Origin of the sequence: Yersinia artesiana (assembly GCF_902726545.1) — a bacterium.
GTDB classification, from domain to species: domain Bacteria; phylum Pseudomonadota; class Gammaproteobacteria; order Enterobacterales; family Enterobacteriaceae; genus Yersinia; species Yersinia artesiana.
The window spans coordinates 68,495-90,149 of the sequence record NZ_CACVAD010000013.1; the positions used below are offsets into that span (position 1 = coordinate 68,495).

The window sequence follows — 21,655 nt, forward strand, 5'->3', positions numbered from 1 at the left end:
AGTTACAAAGCGCCTAATTCGGTTAATGCTACAGACAAGCGCTCTTTCATGGCTTTCTTGTCGATCATATTGTCCAGTGCCACGATTTTTCCACCCACGGCCTGAGCAATTAATTGCTCGGCGATATCTTTAGTGCCGATGAAAATGTCACTGGGCGTTCCTTTGGCAGAACCGAGATCCACATGATCCACCTCTGCATTGACCGCCAATTCTTTCAGAATATTTTTGATGCTGATTTCCATCATCAGACTGGTACCTAAACCGTTACCGCAAACCACTGTAATTTTCATTTTCTTTCCCCTTGAAATTATTATCCGAACTCAATGCTGAGATTAATAGCGCGCAATGACGGATAAGATATCCTGCGGCGTTTTGGCATTAAGTAAGGTTTGTACATCGTTATCGTTATCGAACAACTGAGCGAGTTGAGAAATAGCCTCGATGTGGCTAGTACTGTCTGTCGCGGCTAACACTATGAGCAGTTTTACCGGATCGTTACCTTCAGCATTGAAAGTGACGCCCTCTGTGATGACGGTTAAGGCCAGAGAGAGTTTATTGGCACCTTCTTCCGGGCGGGCATGCGGCATGGCAATGCCCGGCCCAACAACATAGTAAGGGCCAATAGCCTCATGGGAGCGATAGATTGCCTCGACATAACGGGCTTCAATCGAGCCATTATCAATCAGTGGCTGACATGAAATCGCGATGGCATCACGCCAGTCTTTTGCCTGGCTGACGACTTGAATGACGTCTGGCGTTAACAGTGTTTTTAACATGATATATATGACTCCCGATGACTGTTAACGTGAGAGTAGATTTTTATCACTGGTATTAATGTGATGAATATCTCAATTGATAGCGCTACCTGATAGCGCTATCAAAATTTGTGATAGCGCTATCATTTGTCACACCAAGGGCTTTGGCTATCTCCAAATAAGCCATATACAATGCAATGTATTGTCGAGGGCCAGTGTGGGAAAGTTTTACTCAGACAAGAATTTTAATCAGGCAGGAAATCAGCATGGAAAAAACGCGCAAGCGCCGTAATACCGGGCGGGTCACTCTATCCGATGTGGCGAATTACGCCGGGGTAGGGTCGATGACTGTTTCCAGAGCGCTGCGAACGCCGGAGCAGGTTTCAGATAAGTTACGTGAAAAAATAGAACAAGCGGTTGAAACTCTTGGCTATATTCCCAACCGGGCTGCTGGAGCATTGGCCTCGGCTCACAGCGATACTGTCGCTGTTTTAATTCCGTCATTAACGGACAAAGCCAGTTCCCGATTTATGCAGGCGCTGCAACAGATTCTAAATAAAAATGAGTTCCAGTTATTACTAGGTTGCCATGAATATAACCAGCGCAAAGAAGCGGAAATATTGATGACTTTGCTGCAAAGTAACCCAGCAGCGGTAGTGATATTTGGCTCACAACTGGCAGATAAAACCTACCAATTATTGGAACGCGCCAATATCCCGACGGTCAATGTGGTCGGTTCCTATTTCAAAGGGGCCAAAATTACTCTTGAGGCGGCTTTTTTTGAGTCGGCCTATGAATTAAGCCGCCACTTGTTGGAACGGGGTTATCACAATATTGGCTTTATCGGCGCTCATATGGATAACCGCCTGCAACGCCAGCAGTTGAATGGTTGGCATAAGGCGATGTTAGAGCACTATAAAAATGCAGATCAAACCGTCACAACACCTGAAACGGCCAGTTTGCAGTTTGGCCGCTATGCATTGACAGAAATACTCCAGCGCCAGCCAGAATTGGATGCGGTGATATGCAGTCACGAAGATATCGCGCTCGGTGTGTTATTTGAATGCCAGCGGCGGCTGTTGAAAATCCCCAGTGGCATTGCGGTAGCATGTTTAGATGGCTCTGACAGCTGTGATCAAACCCATCCGACCTTGACTTCAATGCGTATTGATTACAAAAAAATGGGCAAAGAAGCTGGCAAAATGCTGATTGAGCTATTGGATAATGATGAAGAGGGTGAACCTCTAAGCCAGAATTTCAACTATAAATTTGAACCGCGGCAAAGCACATGAAGATAGACAAACTCTGAAGGAAAGCCGCCCCGAAGGACGGCCACCTATTTTACTTGCCTGATGTGTTGATGATTACCGTGATTGAGTTGTTGAAGATACTCCAACCCCCATTCCAGGATGTTAACAACGCACCAAATACAACGAGCACAATACAAAAGTATCGTTTCATTGTGCGGTCCATGCTTAGACCGCTTCACGCCAGCACCATCGGCGACACTGCCGTGAATACAAGCACGGGAGAGTGCCTGTGTTTACGGCCGTTGGAACTCCTTTCCTTAAACCGATGCCCGCTTGCTTAAGACGGCGAAAAGGCCCGACGCGAGTGTACACTAATGTTTGGGTTGTTAAAAACTTGACAGCCACTCCTAAGCAAGACAATATGCCCAACACGGGGGAGTGCTTGCGTTACAACGGCAATACAAACCTGCTGGAAAGGCCGCTTACCGGACCAGCGCAGAAAAACCGTCTTTATGGCGGTTTTTTTGTGCCCGTGCTTGCCCGAACACAATAAAAAGCCCGCAATAAAAACGCCAGCACAAGGCTGGCGTTGGTATTTCTTATACATACTTAATTGTGAAATTAAGATGCGTCAGCCTGAGCCGATTGAATTGCGGTCAGCGCTACGGTATAGACGATATCGTCTACCAACGCGCCACGGGACAAGTCGTTAACTGGTTTGCGCATGCCTTGCAGCATCGGCCCGATGGAGATCAGGTCAGCAGAACGTTGTACCGCTTTATAGGTGGTGTTACCGGTGTTCAAATCAGGGAAGATGAACACAGTCGCTTTACCGGCAACTGGCGAGTTAGGTGCTTTGGATTTAGCCACATCTGCCATGATTGCCGCGTCATACTGCAACGGACCATCAATGATCAGGTCCGGGCGTTTTTCCTGTGCCAGACGAGTTGCTTCACGCACTTTTTCTACATCGCTACCTGCACCAGAGTTGCCGGTGGAGTAAGAGATCATCGCTACACGCGGTTCGATACCGAATGCCGCCGCAGAATCAGCAGATTGGATAGCAATTTCTGACAGTTGCTCAGCAGTTGGATCTGGGTTAATCGCGCAGTCACCGTAAACCAGAACCTGGTCAGGCAGCAGCATGAAGAACACAGAAGAAACCAGTGAACTGCCCGGCGCGGTTTTGATCAACTGCAACGGTGGGCGGATAGTGTTTGCAGTGGTATGAACAGCACCAGACACCAGACCATCAACTTCGCCTTTCTCCAGCATCAGCGTGCCGAGAACCACGTTGTCTTCCAGTTGCTCACGAGCAACCACTTCGGTCATGCCCTTGCTCTTACGCAGTTCTACCAGACGTGGCACATACTGCTCACGCACCGCAACTGGATCGATGATTTCAACGCCTTTGCCCAGCTCAACACCTTGAGCCGCAGCAACACGTTGGATCTCTTCTGGATTACCCAACAGCACACAAGTCGCGATACCGCGTTCAGCACAGATAGCCGCAGCTTTAACTGTACGTGGCTCATCACCTTCTGGCAGCACGATACGTTTGCCGGCTTTACGTGCCAACTCGGTCAACTCATAACGGAATGCTGGAGGAGACAGGCGACGTGAACGTTCGGATGTGGCGCTCAGAGAATCAATCCACTCACTGCTGATATGGCTGGCAACGTAGTTTTGCAGCTTCTCAACACGTTCATGGTCATCTGCCGGGACTTCCAGATTGAAGCTTTGCAGGCTCAGAGAGGTCTGCCAAGTATTGGTATCAACCATAAATACTGGCAGGCCAGTTTGGAAGGCACGATCACACAGCTTTTTGATTGGCTCATCAATGGCGTAACCGCCAGTCAGCAGAATGGCACCGATTTCAACGCCATTCATGGCTGCCAAACAAGCAGAAACCAACACGTCTGGGCGGTCTGCTGAGGTCACCAGCAGAGAACCTGGGCGGAAGTGTTCCAGCATGTGTGGAATACTGCGCGCACAGAATGTCACCGATTTAACGCGGCGGGTTTTGATATCGCCTTCGTTAATAATGCGTGCATTCAGGTGCTTACACATATCAATTGCACGGGTTGCAATCAGCTCGAAGCTCCATGGCACGCAACCCAGAACAGGCAGCGGGCTGTTGGCAAACAGCTGTTTTGGATCGATGCTCGCCACACTGGCCTTGGTGGAATCATCAAAGATTTCAGACAGGTCAGGGCGGGTACGGCCTTGCTCATCAACTGGCGCATTCAGTTTGTTAATGATAACGCCGGTGATATTTTTGTTTTTGCTGCCACCGAAGCTGGAACGAGCCAGTTCGATACGCTCTTTCAATTGGTCTGGTGAATCATTACCCAGCGCAATAACAAACACGATTTCCGCGTTCAGCGTTTTGGCAATTTCGTAGTTCAGCGCATTGGCAAATTGATGTTTGCGCGTTGGCACTAAACCTTCCACCAGAACCACTTCGGCGTCTTTGGTGTTTTCGTGGTAACGGGCAACAATCTCTTCCATTAACACATCTTGCTGGTTAGAACTCAGCAAGTTTTCCACATGATTCATATTCAGCGGCTCGGCAGCAGGGATGCTGGAGTTCGCGCGAATGATGGTGGTGGTTTGGTCAGGAGCATCGTTACCAGCACGTGGCTGTGCGATTGGCTTGAATACGCTCAGGCGTACGCCTTTTTGTTCCATGGAACGGATGACACCCAAGCTGACGCTGGTTAAACCAACGCTGGTGCCGGTAGGGATCAACATTATTGTACGGGACACGGCTAAACCTCTTTACGGTTGCTCGTTAGTCAAAAGCAACACCGCCAGCCTTGGCTGACGGTGTTAAGGATTCTTACGCGGTCAGACGGGCGGCGTCTTGTGCGATGACCAGTTCTTCGTTGGTCGGGATAACCAGAGCCAGACGGCTGCCATCTTTGGTGATGGTGCCTGATTTACCGAAGCGTGCTGCCAGGTTGCGTTCATGGTCAATTTCAAAGCCCAACAGGCCCAGTTTGTCCAAGGTCAGTTCACGCACCATTGCTGCGTTCTCACCGATACCGCCGGTGAATACCACTGCATCCAGACGACCGTCCATCAATGCAGTGTAAGCACCGATGTATTTCGCCAGACGGTGACAGAACACATCCATTGCGCGGCGTGCATCGGCTTTGGTTTCGTAGTTGTCTTCAACATAACGGCAGTCGCTGGTGACTTCAGTCAGGCCCAACAGGCCAGATTCTTTGGTCAACAGTTTGCTGATTTGTTCCATGCTCATGCCCATCGCATCATACAGATGGAAAATGATAGCTGGGTCGATATCACCACTACGGGTGCCCATGACCAGACCTTCCAGTGGCGTCAGGCCCATAGAAGTATCAACACATTTACCGTTACGCACTGCAGTGACTGAGCCGCCGTTGCCCAAATGGCAAGTAATCACGTTCAGTTCTTCCAGTGGTTTGTTCAGGGTTTTTGCTGCTTCCTGGCTTACGTAGAAGTGGCTGGTGCCGTGTGCGCCATAGCGACGGATACCGTGCTCTTTGTATAAGTTGTATGGCAGGGCGTAGAGATAAGACTCTTCCGGCATGGTCTGGTGGAAGGCAGTGTCAAAGACTGCAACATTTTTATCAGCCAGATTCGGGAAGGATTTCAATGCTTCAGCGATACCGATCAGGTGCGCTGGGTTATGCAGAGGTGCAAACGGGATGGAATCTTTGATACCCTGAATAACTTCTTCGGTAACGATAGCTGATGCAGTGAATTTCTCGCCACCATGAACAATACGGTGACCGATAGCCGTCAACTGAGCGGAAAGCTCTGGTTTTTGTGCCAGAATAGTCTTAACAATGAAATTCAGTGCTTCGCTGTGTGCTGCACCAGCACCCAATGCTGCTTCCTGTTTGCTGCCGTCCAGTTTCCATTTGATACGGGCTTCCGGCAGGTGGAAGCATTCGGCTAAACCAGAGAGGTGTTCTTCACCATTGGTCGCGTCGATGATAGCAAATTTTAGGGAAGAGCTACCGCAGTTAAGAACCAGTACTAGCTTACTCGACATGGAAGTACCTATTTATAGTCGTGTTCGACATTTGTTTTTGCATGACCGATACCTATATTGCATCGAGAGGACAAAAACAGCGAAAAACACGTGGTTAATAAAACGTCAATCTGTCCAAAAGCGTAGCGCATATTGGCGTTGACATTAATGATTAACATCATGCGATAGCGAAAAAGGCATGATGATGGAAAAATCGCTGATAGAACGTTAATGCCTGGTGGTAAAAACCTGCGCGATTTAACAAAATTGATTTAAATGCTGCAAAAATTTGACATATTTAGCGTCATCTTCTAGCGGCCAAAAGGCCGGACTAGGATACCGATAGCGCCGCCTAAAAACAAAATATATTTAACAGACTAATTTTTAGTTAGTGGATTACAAAAAAAATTTTAATTTTTGCTTGTGAAGTTGAGGTGAGCCATGACAACAAAACCCTCTGATACCGTAAGTTGGTTTCAGGTACTGCAACGCGGCCAGCATTATATGAAGACCTGGCCGGCTGACAAACGCCTGGCGCCGGTGTTTCCCGAGAATCGTGTGGCGACCGCGACCCGCTTTGGTATCCGCTTTATGCCGCCGTTGGCTATATTTACGCTGACCTGGCAGATAGCTCTGGGCGGGCAATTAGGGCCAGCCATTGCCACCGCATTGTTTGCCTGCGGTTTACCGCTGCAAGGATTATGGTGGTTAGGTAAACGTGCTATTACGCCGTTACCGCCAACATTATTGCAGTGGTTCCACGAGGTGCGGAATAAATTGACTGAAGCCGGGCAAGCTGTCGCGCCGATTGAACAAACGCCGACTTACCAATCTTTGGCCGACGTGCTTAAACGCGCCTTCAAGCAACTGGATAAAACATTTCTTGATGATTTATAACAGTGGCCTTTGATTGGGCATTGGGCTATGTCGTGAATCCATACCGGGGCTTTATCCGTAACTGGGGGCTTTTTATGTATCTAATAAACAGCAGCGTAAAATCCCCTGTCAAATCAAAGTATGGCCCAACTCTGTATGCGATGATTTCCTCATTATTTATGTCTTAGGAGTTTAGTGATGGATATGACAAACGCCCAACGACTGATTCTGTCGAATCAGTACAAAATGATGACCATGCTGGATCCGGAAAACGCTGAGCGCTATCGCCGCCAGCAAACCATCGTCGAACGTGGCTTTGGTTTGCAGATGCGTGAACTGGACCGTGATTTTGGTGAAATGAGCGAAGATACTTGCCGTACTATCATTAATATCATGGAGATGCATCACGCGCTGCAAGTCTCTTGGGGTAACCTGAAGGACAAACAAGATTTAGATGAGCGCCGTATTGCGTTCCTTGGTTTTGATGCTGCTACTGAATCGCGTTACCTGAGTTATGTGCGCTTTATGGTGAATACCGAAGGCCGCTATACCCATTTTGACTCAGGAACGCACGGTTTCAATTCCCAAACCCCAATGTGGGACAAATACCAACGGATGCTGGCTATCTGGCAATCATGCCCGCGCCAGTATCATTTGAGTGCTGTTGAGATTTCGCAAATTATCAATGCCTGATAGCGCGTAATGATCAAGACCTGGATTGACTAACGAGGATGTGCTTGTGGAGTGTAAAGGTTTTCTTTTTGATTTGGATGGGACTCTGGTTGATTCACTACCTGCTGTGGAGCGAGCCTGGATTGGCTGGGCGCAAGGTCGCGGCATTGATCCATCGGAAGTGCTGGAATTTATCCATGGGAAACAAGCAATTACCTCTCTTCGTCATTTTATGCCGGGTGCGAGTGATGCCGAACTGCAAGCAGAGTTTTTGGCTTTAGAGCAGATTGAAGCCAATGATACTGATGGTGTAACTGCTCTGCCGGGAGCGGTGTCATTACTGGAGCGGCTGAACAGCTTGTCTATTCCGTGGGCGATCGTGACTTCCGGCTCTGTACCCGTTGCTTCTGCGCGCCGCGCGGCGGGCCATTTACCTGAACCAAAAGTGTTCGTCACTGCTGAACAGGTGAAACATGGCAAACCTATGCCTGATGCTTACCTGCTGGGTGCTGAACGTTTAGGCCTGGCTCCGGCGGATTGCATCGTGGTGGAAGATGCGCCAGCGGGCATTTTGTCAGGGCTGGCAGCGGGTTGCCAGGTGATTGCTGTGAATGCTCCTGCTGATACACCAAAACTGGATCAAGTTAATTTAGTCCTCAGCTCACTTGAACATATTGCTGTTGAAAAGACAGCCAATGGCGCGGTAGTTCGCTTTATCGGCTAGTCGCTTTAGTGAGTATGTTATTGAGAGCCCTGATGGCGCTCTCAAAGTGCTAACAAAGCCAGATGAAGGGGAATCGTGCCGTTGGGGTCGCTCTTTGTTTCAAATACAAGTGCGTAAGCGACCGGAGTGCCCCGAGGTGCGGTAAACCCTTCACTCACTAAGTTATCAACAGCTTTGTCGTTAACCTCAGAGCGCTTGATGGCGCTCTTTTGCTTTTAGCGCGGCTGGGGAAGCGATGGCACTGAGGGGAGCGGCGGTAAGCTGTCTTCCAGGCTGTGAAGGTTTTGTGGTTTCACCCGAATAATCCCCCCGCGTGGGCTATCAATGTCGGCGATGAGCATAAAAGAGAATGAGATAACCAGCGGCAATATCAATGTCATCACCTTACCTTTTTTACCTTGCTTTGAGCCATACCCTACCAGGGTACAACTACAAATCGCGATAATTAGCATCAGTAACCAGGCCGCATGTGGGATTCTGTTCCACCACGCCGCTTGGGTGTAACCCGCTGAGTTCAAAACATCATTCATACCGGATACGACCAACGCCATAACAGGGTCTGGGCGCTGACTCACCGGCCCGAGCAATTCGCCCCACAGCGCATTTTCCAGTTGATTAGTTCGGTTATTAATCTCTGTTAGATGGTTTTCATCGCGCGTGGTATAAAAAAGTATCCGTTGATCAAGATAGTGTATTAACAATGCCTTGGTGGCGGCACTGGAGGCGGCTGGTAAATAATCGACGCGCAGATATTCGGTTCCAATCGCGTTGGCTTCCGCCTCTTCGTAATTTTTGCGCAGATCATAGCGGCTGATCGCCATCGAAAAACTAAAACCGATAATCAGGCCCAGCAAGGTGAGAATCGCCCCCTGGATGACGGTAAAATTCTCACGAAGATTATCATCCAGCTCCCGCCCTCGTCGGAAAAAGGCCTGACCGACATAAGCTGAACTATATAGCAGGGCACATGACAGCAGAAAAAGTACAATCGGATAATCCGTGATATCGACCATTCACCACTCCAGCCAGATAGCCCCAATGATGGACTGCCACTCAGTATTATCAGTATAGTCAGGCGGTTAAACCTTATTGAATATTGGAGTGTTTCTGGTGGTTTTTTTTACTGGCGAATACTGCATCACAAATTGGTTAATTATTTTTCAGAAAAAAACACAATTAATGCCGTTGTGGGATGGTAAGCGCATAAATTTACAGTCATTATTGATCTCAAACAGCGGTAGTGTCTTAATTTGATGATTTACTACCTGAGCTGGATATTCCTTTTCACTTTTTGCCAATGAGGCCATTTTGAACAGCGAACTATTGTGGGTGTTGACGCTACTTCTGATAGCTATTGTGCTGTTTACCACCAATAAACTGCGGATGGATGTCGTGGCATTATTGGTCATTATTGCCTTTGTCATGAGCGGAACGCTGTCATTAGGGGAGGCGACCAGCGGCTTCAGTGACCCTAATGTTATCTTGATTGCGGCATTGTTTGTCATTGGTGAAGGGTTAGTAAGAACCGGCGTCGCCTATCAGGTGGGGGATTGGCTGGTCAAAGTTGCTGGCCACAGCGAAACCAAAATGCTGGCGTTACTGATGGTCACTGTGGCGGGATTGGGGGCCTTTATGAGCTCAACCGGCGTGGTGGCGATTTTTATCCCGGTAGTACTAAGTGTCGCCAGCCGAATGAAGATTTCACCTGGGCGATTAATGATGCCGCTAAGTTTTGCCGGGCTGATTAGCGGCATGATGACACTGGTCGCGACGCCACCCAATATGGTGGTGAACAGTGAGTTGCTGCGTGAAGGTATTAAAGGTTTTGGCTTCTTCGGCGTGACGCCGATTGGCATTATTATTTTGCTGATGGGGGTCGGCTACATGTTGGTTGCCCGCCACTGGTTGGGGGGAAAGCCAGAAAGTTCAGAAAAAGAGCAGCAATGGAAGCGCCGTACCTTCCGTGATCTTATCCGCGATTATAAGCTTACTGGCCGCGCCCGCCGCCTGGCAATTCGCCACGATTCCCCTTTGATTGGCCGCTCTCTTGATGAGCTGCATCTGCGTGCCCGCTATGGTGCGAACGTAGTCGGGATTGAACGCTGGAAACGTTTCCGCCGAGTTATGGTCAGTGCGACCGGTTCGTCTGAGCTGCACGAAAATGATGTTTTGCTGATTGATATGTCTGATTGCGATGTGGATTTACGCGAGTTTTGTACTGAGCAGATGCTAGAGCCGATGGTGCTGCGTGGTGAGTATTTCTCTGAACAGGCGCGTAACGTCGGCATGGCCGAAGTTTCTCTTATTCCAGACTCCTCCCTGCTGGGAAAAAGCTTACGTGAAGTCACTTTCCGTACCCGTTATGGCCTGAATGTAGTGGGTATTCGTCGTAATGGTAAGGCGCTGGAAGGTAAACTGGTCGATGACAAATTACAGTTTGGCGACATCTTATTGGTGATTGGCGACTGGAAATTGATTCGACAGTTACAGCAGAAAACTCGTGATTTTATCGTGCTGAACTTACCGGCTGAAGTTGATGAAGTGGCACCTGCTATCTCACAAGCACCCCATGCTTTATTCTGCCTGGCGTTGATGGTGGCGATGATGCTAACTGATGAAGTGCCGAATGTGATAGCGGCGTTGGTGGCATGTTTGTTGATGGGGCAATTCCGCTGTATTGATATGGAAAGTGCCTATCGCTCAATCCATTGGCCGAGTTTGATTCTGATTATCGGGATGATGCCCTTTGCACAAGCGCTGCAAAAAACTGGCGGGGTAGATTTGATAGTCCGTGGTTTGATGGATGTCGCGGGTGGCATGGGGCCAAGGGTGATGTTGCTGTGCTTATTTGTGCTGTGTGCCACCATCGGGCTGTTTATCTCCAATACCGCGACGGCGGTGTTGATGGCACCCATTGCCATCGCTGCCGCTCGTGAGATGTCGCTTTCCCCGTATCCATTCGCGATGATTATCGGTATTGCTGCATCAGCGGCCTTTATGACTCCGGTTTCATCCCCGGTTAATACCCTGGTTTTAGGCCCCGGTGGCTATAAATTCGGTGATTTTATCCGAATAGGGGTGCCATTTACCCTGTTGGTGATGATCGTGAGTGTGATGGTGGTGCCGATACTTTTTCCTTTTTAATTGGGATGCTACAGGGTAAGAGTTGTGTTTAGTTCGGTTGATATGAGATTGGTGCTCACCTTGCCCCTTGGTGCCTCAACCGCCAAAGGGGTCACAAGCGCGTGACCCCTTGTGGAATCCCCGCGCTAGTGCACGTATCGCGGCCTGCTTCGCAGGTCCCCTTACTCATCGTTTCGGCTGACGGACGGCTTTACGCGGGTCCCTCCGCGTGACGCCTAAAACGGGCGTCCTGCCCGTTTTCCTTGCCTATACTCTTCGCGCGACAGCTCAAATGTGCTTTTGAAAATCAACTTCAACTTTAATCCAGTGAATCGAGGCTGATTTCGTCTAATGACAGGCTGAAGCTGGGGACGAAAACTTCCATAAAATAATCCATTTCCGGACTTTGGCGCATGGCGAGGGTTTTCTCCAGCCGCGCTTTGGCTTGGATGAACTCGTTATTACCTGCGGATAATTCTTCCAAACATTTGAGATAAGCACACAGGGCATCAGCTTGTTTAACCAGCGCTTTTTCCTCTTCGCTGTAATAATGCTCATCCAGCAGACAACGAAAATCATGTTGTAACTCGGCGGGCAGCATTTCAATCAGCTTCTGTTGTGCAACTTTTTCTATCTTTTTGTATTCATGAGCAATTTGTGGATTGTAATACTTGATAGGGGTAGGCAAATCACCGGTTATCACTTCACTGGCATCGTGATACATCGCCAGCAGCGCAATACGGTCGGCATTAAGGTTGCCATTAAATTTCCGGTTTTTGATGATAGCCAATGCATGAGCGACAAATGCCACCTGCAAACTGTGCTCAGAAACATTCTCAGTGCGGACATTGCGCATCAGCGGCCAGCGGTTGATGAGTTTCAAGCGGGATAGGTGAGCGAAGAAGTGACTCATAGTTTTCTCTCTTTTGTTCTTTTAAGGCAGGCAATAGGGGGTAGTTTATCAGATTGGGTTTTGATTGATGTTGGATTTGATCGGAACCTATTTCGGTTGTTATTCGGTCTTGTGATTAGGTTCGGTTGTTAGAGCTTCATCGCTCATCTAACCTCCAATGCCTCAACCGCCAAAGGGTGCGGGCGCGCACCCTTGTGGAATCCCGCGCTTCGCACGTATCGCTTGCCCACTGCGTGGGTTCCCTCACTCATCATTACGCAGACGGACCGGGCCGATTATAGCCTCGAAGAGGCTATAATCGCGCTGGCTCGTCAGCCCGAAAGACGTGGGAGGTTTACCCGCAGGGCAATATTTCGCGCAAGCGCGGGATTGCATAAGGGGCCACGCTTATGGCCCCTTTGCCGGTTGGTTCATCGGCGGTTAAGTTGACTTAGGTGCTTTAACAACCGAACTAATCACGAAATCAACAAATTACTGATGGTACGTCTCCAAAAATTGCCCCAGTTTCCCAACAGCCATCTCCAACTCATCCACGCGCGGTAATGTCACAATCCGCACATGATCCGGCTCTGGCCAGTTAAAGGCACTGCCCTGTACCAGCAACACTTTTTCCTGCAACAGAAGGTCTAATACCAATTTCTGATCGTCTTTCAGGTTAAAACGCGTCTTATCAATGCGCGGGAACATGTATAACGCGCCCTGAGGCTTCACGCAAGAAACGCCAGGAATATCATTGAGTAACTCCCAGGCACGGTTACGTTGTTCATATAAGCGGCCACCGGGTTGGATAAACTCGCTGATACTCTGATAGCCACCTAATGCGGTCTGAATTGCATGCTGCATGGGCACGTTAGCGCACAACCGCATGGATGCCAGCATTTCCAACCCTTCAATATACCCTTTCGCGTGTTTCTTCGGCCCATTCAGCACCATCCAGCCCTGACGGAAGCCAGCTACACGATAAGTCTTGGACAAACCATTGAAAGTCACAGTCAGTAGGTCAGGTGCCAGTGCGGCAATCGAATGATGCTGAGCGTCGTCATATAAAATCTTATCGTAGATCTCATCGGCGAAAATAATCAGATTATGTTGGCGAGCGATTTCGACAATTTCCAGCAGCAATTCTTTGCTGTAGACCGCACCAGTCGGGTTGTTCGGGTTGATAATCACTATCCCGCGGGTGCGAGGGGTGATTTTACTGCGGATATCGTCCAAATCAGGGAACCAGCCTGATCCTTCATCACATCTATAATGCACAGCTTTACCGCTCGAAAGCGATACTGCCGCCGTCCATAACGGATAGTCCGGAGCCGGTACCAGCATTTCATCGCCCAGGTTTAGCAATGCTTGCATGGATTGCACGATCAGCTCAGAAACGCCGTTCCCAATGTAGATATCCTCTACCGTCAGGTCGCGCATATTGCGTGCCTGATAGTGCTGCATAATGGCTTTGCGCGCCGAAAAAAGGCCTTTGGAGTCGCAATAGCCCTGTGCAGTCGGCAAATTACGGATCACATCCACCAGAATCTCATCCGGTGCATCGAAACCAAACGGGGCAGGGTTGCCGATGTTGAGTTTCAGAACCTTGTTACCTTCTTCTTCAAGACGCTTAGCTTCTTTTAGCACTGGGCCACGAATGTCGTAACAAACGTTGTCCAGTTTGCTGGATTTCTCAATGGGGGACATAAAAAATTGAGCCTTTTGCTGGTAAAAGCGTGTCCTCAGCGTGGAACACTGCAAGGTGTCCAATGTACTCCGACGCCGTTGATTTTTGAAGTTATATGCACATCTTTAGTGCAAATGACTGTTGGGCGTAAAGTATAGGTATTTTTACTCGTGTTTTTGCGCTCAAACCTACCGGGTGATGTGTGATTGATGAGTTTGCCTGAAGTTTTCTTCTGCCAGATTTCATCGCACGAGCGCATTGCTAAAAAATAGGTTTCGATAAAAATTAAGCCCCATTCACTGCGCGATAAAAATAGAGAGGAAGGAAGAATATCGATACTCAATGACGTCGCGTCTTAAGCTGCGAATCTGGATTCAACAATTTATATCATCATACATATATAGAGGGAGGAAAAGGTGAAAACTGGTAAATAGGAAAACTATTAAGAATATCTAATGTTAATCTTACAAATGCTTATCGATTATCAAATCTTACCACTTGAAATTTCTCAATTAGATAAGAAATTTCGCGAAAGAAATATTGATGTTTTTTAATATTTACCGATAGGTTGGTCTTGTTAATTTAATTAAAATAGGAGATGAGCTGCTTTATAAAGGCTGCAAAAAGCAGGGTTTCTAAACAAAAAAATCTTCATTTATCGAAGATTTAGCACTTTTTTATGACTGTACTCACAAACATAGACAGAATTCAGCCAATAGTTTTTTTAAAAAGAGATAGCGGTAACGAAATATAAGTAAATTTTTTGCCCTACTCGAATGAGTGGGGTACTGTCATACTTAGCGTTGTCCCTTATTGATCGCGCTAATACATAAACACCAGGGTAGTTTGTAATTAGAATTCAAAAAAGTGAAGAATACACTATGACAAATGCAAATCGTCCGATAATTAATCTCGACCTCGATCTGCTTAGAACCTTTGTAGCTGTTGCTGACTTAAATACATTTGCCTCTGCTGCGGCAGCGGTTTGTCGAACTCAGTCAGCAGTTAGCCAACAAATGCAACGGTTAGAACAGTTAGTAGGTAAGGAGTTATTTGCCCGTCACGGGCGTAACAAATTGCTCACTGAACATGGTCTCCAGTTACTTGGCTATGCCAGAAAAATTTTACGTTTCAACGATGAAGCTTGTACGTCACTGATGTATAGCAATGTAGAAGGCTCACTCATTATCGGCGCATCTGATGATACTGCCGATACGCTGTTGCCTTTCTTGCTAAACCGAGTGGCGACGCTATATCCTCGGCTGGCCATCGATGTGCGGGTAAAACGTAGCCCGCTCATTGCTGACATGCTGAGTCATGGCGAAGCAGATCTGGCGATTACCACCGCCAAGGTCGACAACCATCCTCATGTGATTTTAAGAACATCACCGACGCTGTGGTATTGCTCCGCCGATTACCAATTCCAACCCGGCGAATCAGTACCTTTAGTTGTCATGGATGAGCCAAGCCCGTTCCGTGATATGGCAATAGAGCATCTGACCAGAGCCGGTATTGCATGGCGTATCGCTTATGTTGCTTCCTCGCTTTCTGCCATTCGTGCGGCAGTGAGGGCTGGGGTGGGCATCACAGCCAGACCGATTGAGATGATGAGTCCTGATTTACGCGTATTGGGTGAAACTGAAGGGTTACCTCGTCTGCCTGAAACTCATTATTCGTTATGTAAAGACAGCAAGTGTAGCAATGAATTGGCCCTGGCTATTTTCGATGCTATGCAGACCGGTCATCAACATGGCTTACAGTCCGGCACGGATTTAATACTAGATTCTGATTATTTGATCGACGATCAACATTAAATCATCATTCGGATAAATCATTCTAAGCCCCTTATTTTAGGGGCTTTTTTGTTTGCACTTTTTGCTAAAAGTCTTTTTTTACCCGTTAAGATTAATTTTACCCGTAAAACGTCGTTTTATTTAACAAACGGAGGTTTTTCTCAAGCAGATTGCAGGTAATAAACCTGATTAATAAAATGGTTAATATTCATATTAATTTTTATCTATTCGTTTTTTTATTAAAACGATGTTTCATTATTTTTAAATAAAAAAATACAATTTTTTATACCGAATATTTATGAAATAACACTCAAAACGTGTTCTGGATCAAAAAAATACCCCTAGCTAGTGAGTGGAAGAACCGGTTATTCCTGAGACAATGGTATAGTTGGTAGGAACTATCCATGTTGGTTTATATGTGTATGTTCTGGCTTAACAAATTACTGACTCGATTAAGCTGGCTGGTTCGCATCAAATGTTAAGTAAGATCGTGCGTTTGTAAATTAATCTGTAGTTACTTTTGTCAAAGTTGACAAAAGGTTACTGAAAGGAGTAAAAAGCCCACAGTAAAACACTGGCTAAACAGTTGTAAAGACAGTGTGTTTTGTGTGGTTTTTATCCTTCCCTTTGAATCGATGTGGTGCACTAACTGCCAACACAAGAGCAGGATGTCCGACGCCACTTTTGATGAGTAAGCAATGAGTATGTCAACAACCACTGAAGTTATCGCTCATCATTGGGCGTTCGCTGTATTCCTGATCGGCGCAATCGGGCTGTGCGGTTTGATGCTGCTAGGTGCGTTCTTCCTGGGTGGGAGAGCTCGGGCCCGTGCCAAAAACGTCCCTTATGAGTCGGGTATTGATTCAGTAGGCTCCGCGCGCATGCGCTTGTCTGCGAAGTTCTACCTGGTCGCCATGTTCTTCGTTATTTTCGATGTTGAAGCGCTGTACCTGTATGCGTGGTCAATCTCTATCCGTGAGAGCGGCTGGATAGGCTTCATCGAAGCAACCATTTTCATTTTGGTGCTCTTGGCTGGTTTGGTTTATCTGGTGCGTATTGGCGCTCTGGATTGGACTCCTGCGCGTTCTAATCGCCGCGTGAGCAAACCAAGCATAGTTAAATACGCCAGCAATCATCCGCAAGCTATACCCAAAGAACGTGGTGTTGAAAGTACGGCTACCAGCAAATAAATCCCGATGAACTTATCTATAATTTTAGACAGGTAAGTGATTGGGGTGAACGTGCACAGCTAACAACCCTGCGGCTCTAAGTACAAAGGGTATAGTGGTCAATAAATACAGCGAGGCATTAACATGGACTATACGCTCACCCGCATAGACCCTAACGGTGAGAACGACCGTTACCCCCTGCAAACTCAGGAAACCGTCAGCGGCGATCCTCTCGAGCAACATGTCCACCGTAGTGTTTACATGGGTAAACTTGAGAACGCCATGCATGACATGGTGAACTGGGGGCGTAAGAACTCTCTTTGGCCGTATAACTTCGGTCTTTCCTGCTGTTATGTGGAGATGGTGACCTCGTTCACCGCCGTGCATGACGTGGCACGTTTCGGTGCCGAAGTATTGCGTGCCTCCCCGCGCCAGGCCGACTTTATGGTGGTGGCCGGTACCTGCTTTACCAAGATGGCCCCAGTTATTCAGCGTTTGTATGAACAAATGTTGGAACCCAAATGGGTTATTTCCATGGGTGCCTGTGCTAACTCCGGCGGCATGTACGATATCTATTCTGTAGTACAAGGTGTGGATAAATTCCTACCGGTAGATGTGTATATCCCTGGCTGCCCGCCGCGCCCGGAAGCCTATATGCAAGCACTGTTGCTGCTACAGGAATCTATCGGTAAAGAGCGTCGTCCTCTCTCTTGGGTTGTGGGTGATCAAGGTGTTTACCGCGCCAATATGCAGCCAGAAAGAGAACGTAAGCATGCTGAACGAATTGCAGTAACTAACCTGCGTACACCTGACGAAATCTAATGTGCCTTTCGGCATAAGATTTTGGTGCGTAAGTGATTTGTTTTTGGAGAGAACCGTTTTTCTTCCAGAACATGTGTGCGGCAAATGACCACAAAATGACACATTCAGTGTGGTGAAAAAACAGTGTGGTGAATAAATAATGACCGATTTAACGACGTCCGACAGCACCCAGCCAGCATGGCAGACCCGGGACCATCTTGATGATCCGGTGATTGGTGAACTGTCGAACCGTTTTGGGCCAGAGGCCTTTGTTGTTCAGGCAACTCGTACCGGTATGCCCGTGGTATGGGTGAAGCGTGAACAATTACTGGAAGTAATGTCGTTTCTGAGAAAACAACCGAAGCCGTATGTCATGCTGTTTGACTTGCATGGTGTAGATGAACGCCTTCGTACCCACCGCCAGGGCTTGCCTGACGCGGATTTTTCTGTTTTCTATCATCTGCTTTCCATTGAGCGTAATCGCGATATCATGCTGAAAGTGGCACTGTCTGAAAAAGACTTGCACGTGTCCACAGCGACCAAGATTTTCCCTAATGCCAACTGGTATGAGCGCGAAACTTGGGAAATGTTCGGTATCACCTTCGATGGTCACCCTCATCTGACGCGCATCATGATGCCGCAGACTTGGGAAGGTCACCCGCTGCGTAAAGATTACCCAGCCCGTGCAACCGAGTTCGATCCCTTTGTGCTGACCAAGCAGAAAGAAGATCTGGAAATGGAATCACTGACTTTCAAACCGGAAGATTGGGGTATGAAGCGCGGGACCGAAAATGAGGACTTCATGTTCCTTAACCTCGGCCCGAACCACCCCTCTTCACACGGTGCGTTCCGTATCGTGTTACAGCTTGATGGTGAAGAGATTGTCGACTGCGTGCCAGATGTGGGTTACCACCACCGTGGTGCGGAGAAGATGGGCGAGCGCCAGTCTTGGCACAGCTACATTCCTTATACCGACCGTATTGAGTACCTGGGTGGTTGTGTTAACGAGATGCCTTACGTGCTGGCCGTTGAAAAACTGGCAGGCATAGAAGTGCCGGATCGCGTTAAAACCATCCGCGTGATGTTGTCTGAATTGTTCCGCATCAACAGCCACTTGCTGTACATCAGTACGTTCATCCAGGACGTCGGTGCAATGACTCCGGTGTTCTTCGCCTTTACCGACCGGCAGAAAGTGTACGATTTGGTAGAAGCGATTACTGGTTTCCGTATGCACCCGGCCTGGTTCCGTATTGGTGGTGTGGCACATGACCTGCCGCGTGGCTGGGAGCGTCTGCTGCGTGACTTCCTTGACTGGATGCCAAAACGCCTGGATTCCTACGTCAAAGCGGCATTGCAGAACAGTATCCTGAAGGGGCGTTCTGTCGGTGTTGCCGCCTACAATTCCAAAGAAGCATTGGAATGGGGGGTGACCGGTGCTGGCTTACGTGCTACTGGCGTTGAGTTTGACGTGCGTAAATGGCGGCCGTACTCTGGCTATGAAAACTTCGATTTCGAAGTTCCCGTCGGCAACAACGGCGACTGTTATGACCGCGTGATGCTGAAAGTAGAAGAGTTGCGTCAAAGCCTGCGCATTCTGGAGCAATGTTATAAAAACATGCCAGAAGGCCCATTCAAGGCAGATCACCCACTGACCACTCCGCCGCCGAAAGAACGCACGCTGCAACATATCGAAACGCTGATCACTCACTTCCTGCAAGTTTCATGGGGCCCAGTGATGCCAGCTAACGAATCATTCCAGATGGTTGAAGCGACCAAAGGGATCAACAGTTACTATCTGACCAGCGACGCCAGCACCATGAGCTATCGCACCCGGATACGTACACCAAGCTATGCTCATTTGCAGCAGATCCCATCGGTTATCCGTGGCAGCCTGGTATCTGACTTGATCGTCTATCTGGGCAGTATTGATTTTGTAATGTCTGATGTGGACCGCTAATTATGAGCAACCAAAAAGATACTCAGGTGGGTAACGAAAGCCAAAATGTGGCGAACCTGGCAGTCAATGCGGCTGAACCGGCGACCACAGCAGAAGTTTTCGAGTTGAGTGCTGAAGAACGTGATGCTATCGAACATGAAAAGCACCATTACGAAGATGCCCGCGCCGCGTCAATTGAAGCACTGAAAATTGTGCAAAAACAACGTGGCTGGGTGCCGGATGGGGCGATTCACGCCATTGCTGAAGTGCTGGGTATCCCCGCCAGTGATGTTGAAGGTGTGGCGACATTCTACAGCCAGATCTTCCGCCAACCGGTTGGGCGTCATGTGATCCGCTACTGTGACAGCGTGGTGTGCCACATCACCGGTTATCAGGGGATCCAGGCCGCGATTTCGAAAAAACTCAGTATTCAGCCAGGTCAAACTACCTTTGATGGCCGCTTTACGCTGCTGCCGACCTGCTGTTTGGGTAACTGTGATCGTGGCCCGACCATGATGATCGATGACGATACGCACAGCTACCTGAAGCCTGAAGATATTGAGAAGTTACTGGAGCAATATCCATGACAACCCACTCAGGTTTTACCAAAGAAGTTGTCCGGACACCGGAAATGCATCCGCTGACCTGGCGTTTGCGCGATGATAAACAGCCAGTATGGCTGGATGAATATCGCAGCAAAAACGGCTATGTCGGCGCGGAAAAAGCCTTAAAAAGCATGGCAGCACCTGATGTTGTTAGCTTAGTCAAAGACGCCGGCCTGAAAGGGCGTGGCGGTGCTGGCTTCTCCACCGGTTTGAAGTGGAGTCTGATGCCAAAAGACGAAAGCATGAATATCCGCTATCTGCTGTGTAACGCCGATGAGATGGAACCGGGTACCTATAAAGACCGCCTGCTGATGGAGCAATTGCCTCATTTGTTGGTGGAAGGGATGCTGATCAGTGCCTTTGCGCTGAAAGCTTACCGCGGTTACATCTTCTTGCGTGGCGAATATATCGAAGCTGCCGTGCACTTGCGCCGTGCCATTGCTGAAGCGACTGAAGCGGGTTTGCTGGGCAAAAACATTATGGGCAGCGGTTTTGATTTTGAGCTGATTGTTCATACCGGGGCGGGGCGTTATATCTGCGGTGAAGAAACTGCACTGATTAACTCGCTGGAAGGCCGCCGTGCCAACCCACGTTCCAAGCCACCTTTCCCGGCATCTTCTGGTGTTTGGGGTAAACCAACTTGCGTTAACAACGTTGAAACTCTGTGTAACGTTCCGGCCATTCTTGAGCATGGTGTGGAGTGGTATCAGGGGATTACCGCCGGTAAAAGTAACGATGCCGGTACCAAACTGATGGGCTTCTCTGGCCGGGTGAAAAATCCGGGTCTGTGGGAATTGCCGTTTGGTATCACCGCTCGCGAAATTCTGGAAGATTACGCCGGTGGCATGCGCGATGGCTTGAAATTCAAAGCCTGGCAGCCGGGCGGGGCAGGGACTGACTTCCTGACCGCCGACCACCTGGATTTACCGATGGACTTTGAAAATATCGCTAAAGCTGGCAGCCGTTTAGGGACTGCTTTGGCTATGGCGGTAGACCATGAGATCGGTATGGTTCCGTTGGTACGTAATCTGGAAGAGTTTTTCGCCCGTGAATCCTGTGGCTGGTGTACACCTTGCCGCGATGGGTTGCCGTGGAGCGTGAAGATCTTGCGTGCACTGGAGCGCGGCGAAGGTCAGCCGGGCGACATCGAGACGCTGGAGCAGCTTTGCCGCTTCCTGGGGCCGGGCAAAACCTTCTGTGCTCATGCGCCGGGCGCGGTTGAACCACTACAAAGCGCGATCAAATATTTCCGGGAAGAATTCGAAGCCGGGATCGCAGCGAAAGACTATGGCAACACCCGAGCCATAGCGGGTATTCAACCAAACCTGTTAAAAGCGCGCTGGTAGCA

At 48.6% G+C, this 21,655-nt stretch carries 17 protein-coding genes and 1 pseudogene; 11 read left to right on the plus strand and 7 right to left on the minus strand.

What is annotated here, in order from left to right; translation table 11 throughout:
* Positions 1–2 precede the first annotated feature (2 nt).
* Both HU019_RS06250 and HU019_RS06255 read right to left on the minus strand, forming a co-directional pair.
* Positions 3–290, minus strand: coding sequence for a PTS sugar transporter subunit IIB (locus HU019_RS06250; protein WP_050078338.1), 288 nt, complete (start codon positions 288–290; stop codon positions 3–5).
* Positions 291–332: 42 nt separating this feature from the next.
* Complete coding sequence (locus tag HU019_RS06255) at positions 333–776, minus strand: PTS sugar transporter subunit IIA (protein ID WP_174846934.1); 444 nt, start codon at positions 774–776, stop codon at positions 333–335.
* Between the two features lie 245 nt (positions 777–1,021).
* On the opposite strand from HU019_RS06255, the gene HU019_RS06260 reads away from it, so the two are divergent.
* Positions 1,022–2,047, plus strand: coding sequence for a LacI family DNA-binding transcriptional regulator (locus tag HU019_RS06260; RefSeq protein WP_174846935.1), 1,026 nt, complete (start codon positions 1,022–1,024; stop codon positions 2,045–2,047).
* 579 nt (positions 2,048–2,626) lie between these two features.
* On the opposite strand, the gene pta is transcribed toward HU019_RS06260, so the two are convergent.
* Entirely contained in the window at positions 2,627–4,759 is a 2,133-nt protein-coding gene (gene pta, locus HU019_RS06265; RefSeq protein ID WP_174847131.1) for a phosphate acetyltransferase, read from the minus strand.
* Positions 4,760–4,847: 88 nt separating this feature from the next.
* A complete protein-coding gene (gene ackA / locus HU019_RS06270; protein WP_174846936.1) occupies positions 4,848–6,050 on the minus strand; it encodes an acetate kinase in 1,203 nt (400 codons plus the stop codon).
* Between the two features lie 420 nt (positions 6,051–6,470).
* Here ackA and yfbV point away from each other — a divergent pair, with 420 nt between their 5' ends.
* The 3 genes from yfbV to HU019_RS06285 all read left to right on the plus strand — a co-directional run bounded on the left by yfbV (position 6,471) and on the right by HU019_RS06285 (position 8,301).
* A complete protein-coding gene (gene yfbV / locus HU019_RS06275; RefSeq protein WP_174846937.1) occupies positions 6,471–6,926 on the plus strand; it encodes a terminus macrodomain insulation protein YfbV in 456 nt (151 codons plus the stop codon).
* Between the two features lie 177 nt (positions 6,927–7,103).
* On the plus strand, positions 7,104–7,598 hold the full coding sequence (locus tag HU019_RS06280) for a YfbU family protein (protein ID WP_174846938.1): 495 nt from the start codon (positions 7,104–7,106) through the stop codon (positions 7,596–7,598).
* Between the two features lie 46 nt (positions 7,599–7,644).
* Complete coding sequence (locus tag HU019_RS06285; protein ID WP_174846939.1) at positions 7,645–8,301, plus strand: sugar phosphatase; 657 nt, start codon at positions 7,645–7,647, stop codon at positions 8,299–8,301.
* 215 nt (positions 8,302–8,516) lie between these two features.
* On the opposite strand, the gene HU019_RS06290 is transcribed toward HU019_RS06285, so the two are convergent.
* Positions 8,517–9,314: a bestrophin-like domain gene (locus HU019_RS06290; RefSeq protein WP_174846940.1), complete on the minus strand. Its 798-nt coding sequence runs from the start codon at positions 9,312–9,314 to the stop codon at positions 8,517–8,519.
* A gap of 295 nt (positions 9,315–9,609) precedes the next feature.
* Between HU019_RS06290 and HU019_RS06295 the strand changes: the two genes are divergently transcribed.
* Complete coding sequence (locus HU019_RS06295) at positions 9,610–11,445, plus strand: SLC13 family permease (RefSeq protein WP_174846941.1); 1,836 nt, start codon at positions 9,610–9,612, stop codon at positions 11,443–11,445.
* Positions 11,446–11,743: 298 nt separating this feature from the next.
* Here the strand turns inward: HU019_RS06295 and yfbR are convergent, their stop codons facing one another.
* Together yfbR and HU019_RS06305 are read right to left on the minus strand one after the other, a co-directional pair.
* Positions 11,744–12,337 (minus strand): 5'-deoxynucleotidase, encoded by a 594-nt coding sequence (yfbR, locus tag HU019_RS06300; RefSeq protein ID WP_005276407.1) that lies wholly within the window; start codon positions 12,335–12,337, stop codon positions 11,744–11,746.
* 471 nt (positions 12,338–12,808) lie between these two features.
* Positions 12,809–14,023: a pyridoxal phosphate-dependent aminotransferase gene (locus HU019_RS06305; RefSeq protein WP_174846942.1), complete on the minus strand. Its 1,215-nt coding sequence runs from the start codon at positions 14,021–14,023 to the stop codon at positions 12,809–12,811.
* A gap of 861 nt (positions 14,024–14,884) precedes the next feature.
* On the opposite strand from HU019_RS06305, the gene rovM reads away from it, so the two are divergent.
* The 6 genes and pseudogenes from rovM to nuoF all read left to right on the plus strand — a co-directional run bounded on the left by rovM (position 14,885) and on the right by nuoF (position 21,653).
* A complete protein-coding gene (rovM, locus tag HU019_RS06310) occupies positions 14,885–15,817 on the plus strand; it encodes a virulence transcriptional regulator RovM (protein WP_174846943.1) in 933 nt (310 codons plus the stop codon).
* 677 nt (positions 15,818–16,494) lie between these two features.
* A complete protein-coding gene (gene nuoA / locus HU019_RS06315; RefSeq protein WP_174846944.1) occupies positions 16,495–16,986 on the plus strand; it encodes an NADH-quinone oxidoreductase subunit NuoA in 492 nt (163 codons plus the stop codon).
* A gap of 123 nt (positions 16,987–17,109) precedes the next feature.
* Positions 17,110–17,787, plus strand: coding sequence for a NuoB/complex I 20 kDa subunit family protein (locus tag HU019_RS06320; RefSeq protein ID WP_002210278.1), 678 nt, complete (start codon positions 17,110–17,112; stop codon positions 17,785–17,787).
* Positions 17,788–17,926: 139 nt separating this feature from the next.
* Positions 17,927–19,723, plus strand: coding sequence for an NADH-quinone oxidoreductase subunit C/D (nuoC, locus tag HU019_RS06325; RefSeq protein ID WP_174846945.1), 1,797 nt, complete (start codon positions 17,927–17,929; stop codon positions 19,721–19,723).
* A gap of 66 nt (positions 19,724–19,789) precedes the next feature.
* Positions 19,790–20,289 (plus strand): annotated as a pseudogene (gene nuoE / locus HU019_RS06330) (NADH-quinone oxidoreductase subunit NuoE).
* Positions 20,286–21,653: an NADH-quinone oxidoreductase subunit NuoF gene (gene nuoF, locus HU019_RS06335; protein ID WP_174846946.1), complete on the plus strand. Its 1,368-nt coding sequence runs from the start codon at positions 20,286–20,288 to the stop codon at positions 21,651–21,653. Before nuoE ends, nuoF begins: the two are co-directional and overlap by 4 nt.
* Positions 21,654–21,655: the final 2 nt, after the last annotated feature.

What these genes read in the sequence shown, in the direction of transcription:
- HU019_RS06290 (WP_174846940.1), bottom strand. Translation starts at nt 9,314, where the DNA reads ATGGTCGATATCACGGATTATCCGATTGTACTTTTTCTGCTGTCATGT.
- yfbR (WP_005276407.1), bottom strand. Translation starts at nt 12,337, where the DNA reads ATGAGTCACTTCTTCGCTCACCTATCCCGCTTGAAACTCATCAACCGC.
- pta (WP_174847131.1), bottom strand. Translation starts at nt 4,759, where the DNA reads ATGTTGATCCCTACCGGCACCAGCGTTGGTTTAACCAGCGTCAGCTTG.
- HU019_RS06260 (WP_174846935.1), top strand. Translation starts at nt 1,022, where the DNA reads ATGGAAAAAACGCGCAAGCGCCGTAATACCGGGCGGGTCACTCTATCC.
- nuoF (WP_174846946.1), top strand. Translation starts at nt 20,286, where the DNA reads ATGACAACCCACTCAGGTTTTACCAAAGAAGTTGTCCGGACACCGGAA.
- HU019_RS06250 (WP_050078338.1), bottom strand. Translation starts at nt 290, where the DNA reads ATGAAAATTACAGTGGTTTGCGGTAACGGTTTAGGTACCAGTCTGATG.
- rovM (WP_174846943.1), top strand. Translation starts at nt 14,885, where the DNA reads ATGACAAATGCAAATCGTCCGATAATTAATCTCGACCTCGATCTGCTT.
- HU019_RS06320 (WP_002210278.1), top strand. Translation starts at nt 17,110, where the DNA reads ATGGACTATACGCTCACCCGCATAGACCCTAACGGTGAGAACGACCGT.
- HU019_RS06255 (WP_174846934.1), bottom strand. Translation starts at nt 776, where the DNA reads ATGTTAAAAACACTGTTAACGCCAGACGTCATTCAAGTCGTCAGCCAG.
- nuoC (WP_174846945.1), top strand. Translation starts at nt 17,927, where the DNA reads ATGACCGATTTAACGACGTCCGACAGCACCCAGCCAGCATGGCAGACC.
- nuoA (WP_174846944.1), top strand. Translation starts at nt 16,495, where the DNA reads ATGAGTATGTCAACAACCACTGAAGTTATCGCTCATCATTGGGCGTTC.
- HU019_RS06280 (WP_174846938.1), top strand. Translation starts at nt 7,104, where the DNA reads ATGGATATGACAAACGCCCAACGACTGATTCTGTCGAATCAGTACAAA.
- HU019_RS06305 (WP_174846942.1), bottom strand. Translation starts at nt 14,023, where the DNA reads ATGTCCCCCATTGAGAAATCCAGCAAACTGGACAACGTTTGTTACGAC.
- ackA (WP_174846936.1), bottom strand. Translation starts at nt 6,050, where the DNA reads ATGTCGAGTAAGCTAGTACTGGTTCTTAACTGCGGTAGCTCTTCCCTA.
- yfbV (WP_174846937.1), top strand. Translation starts at nt 6,471, where the DNA reads ATGACAACAAAACCCTCTGATACCGTAAGTTGGTTTCAGGTACTGCAA.